This is a genomic window from Micromonospora sp. NPDC003241 (genome assembly GCF_053589795.1).
The window spans coordinates 1-1,528 of sequence record NZ_JBSFSO010000100.1 but is presented as its reverse complement, the minus strand read 5'-3'; the positions used below and the strand labels follow the sequence as shown (position 1 = coordinate 1,528).

The window sequence follows — 1,528 nt, the reverse complement described above, 5'->3', positions numbered from 1 at the left end:
CATGGTGCTCCACCTCGGCGGAGAAGGGCGCCATCAACTCCGCCAGCCGCTCCCGGCCCGCCGCGAGCGGCCGTCGAACTCGGGCGTCCGGACGGTGCGCACCAGCCCCGCCCGGGTCAGTCCGGGCAGGGCGCCGTCCTCGGCATCGAGTGCCTGCGCTTGCCACCGCATGCCCTGAGTCGAACATGTGTTCGAGATGGTGTCAAGCCTGGTCGGTTCGGATCGGTCGGCAGCGGCCGTCCTGTTGGTCGGTTCCGGCGTAAAATCGCAGGTGGCGGACCGTGCGGCCCGGCGATCCGCGATGTGGGTGACTCGGTGAGAAGTGTTCGATGGAAGGACCGTTGGTCGGTGCGGTCGTCGCTCAGCTCGTGCTCGGCCTGCTGTTTCCGGGTGCCGGCTCGGCACCCGCGGTGAGCTATGTCGCGCTCGGTGACTCCTATACCGCCGCACCGGGTCTGCTCGATCCCGTGCCGGGGAGTCCGGCGCTGTGTACGCGGTCCGCGCAGAACTATCCGCACCGGCTGGCGGCGGCGACCGGGTGGGAACTCACCGATGTCAGCTGCGCCTCGGCGGCGACGGCGCACATGACCACGGCCCAATACGCCGATCAGCCACCGCAATTCGACGCGCTGTCGGCGCGGACGCGGGTCGTGAGCTATCAGGCGGGCGGCAACGACCGCAATCTGTTCCAGACCATGGTGCTCACCTGCTCGGCGCTGAACGCGGGGAACGTCGGTGCCGTCGGGGCGCCGTGTCGCGACAGCCAGGGTTCGCGGTTCAGCGACGACATCGCGGCGGGCGAGCCCGCGATGGGCGTGGCGATCGGGCGGATCCGGGAGCTGGCACCGCACGCTCGGGTCTATGTCGTCGGCTACCCGGCGGTGCTGCCGGAAGCGGGGCACTGCTACCCGCAGATGCCGCTGAGTACGGGCGACGTCGACTACGCGCGGGGCATCGAACAAGAACTCAATGCCGCGCTGCGGCGCCAGGCCGAGGCCAACGGCGCGATCTACGTCGACATCTACACCCCGGCCATCGGGCACGACGCCTGCCGGGACCCCGCGACCCGCTGGGTCGAACCCGTGCTGCCAGCGCAGGCGAACGCCACCCCGGTGCACCCCAACGCCGCCGGACAGCAGGCCACCGCGGAGATCCTCCGCGCGGCCGTGACGGCGCCGGGGTGACCGGCACGCGGATTACGCGCTGCGCGGTGCGCGCAGGAAGTCGACCAGGTCGGCGACGGTCTCCTCGGTCGGGCGCGGGTGGTAGCCCAGCTCGCGTTCGGCCTTGCCGTGATCGACGATCGGGGCCGACAGGATCGCGCCGAGCGCCGCCTTGGACAGGATGTCGGAGCCGAGACGCTTGCTGATCGGCTCGACCACCGGCAGCACGGCGCCCAGCGCCTTGGCCGGAATCGCGAACCGCGGGCCCTTGGCGCCGGTGCGCGCCGCGGCCATCCGGCACAGGTCGATCAGCTGGGTCAACCGGGTCACCAGCATGCCGGCCGCCGCCAGGCACGGCACCGAGG

3 protein-coding genes are annotated in these 1,528 nt (G+C 71.6%); 1 reads left to right on the top strand and 2 read right to left on the bottom strand.

Annotation, left to right across the window (positions count from 1 at the left end; all coding sequences use genetic code 11):
• Window positions 1-33 precede the first annotated feature (33 nt).
• Window positions 34-171: a hypothetical protein gene (locus tag ACWDVW_RS32590; RefSeq protein WP_449956826.1), complete on the bottom strand. Its 138-nt coding sequence runs from the start codon at window positions 169-171 to the stop codon at window positions 34-36.
• Between the two features lie 170 nt (window positions 172-341).
• Here ACWDVW_RS32590 and ACWDVW_RS32585 point away from each other — a divergent pair, with 170 nt between their 5' ends.
• Window positions 342-1,184, top strand: coding sequence for an SGNH/GDSL hydrolase family protein (locus ACWDVW_RS32585; RefSeq protein ID WP_449956823.1), 843 nt, complete (start codon window positions 342-344; stop codon window positions 1,182-1,184).
• 12 nt (window positions 1,185-1,196) lie between these two features.
• Here ACWDVW_RS32585 and ACWDVW_RS32580 read toward each other — a convergent pair.
• Window positions 1,197-1,528: hypothetical protein (locus ACWDVW_RS32580; RefSeq protein ID WP_449956821.1), on the bottom strand; the 332-nt coding region annotated here is incomplete at its 5' end.

Coding starts and splice junctions, on each gene's coding strand:
- ACWDVW_RS32590 (WP_449956826.1), bottom strand. CDS start 171: ATGCGGTGGCAAGCGCAGGCACTCGATGCCGAGGACGGCGCCCTGCCC.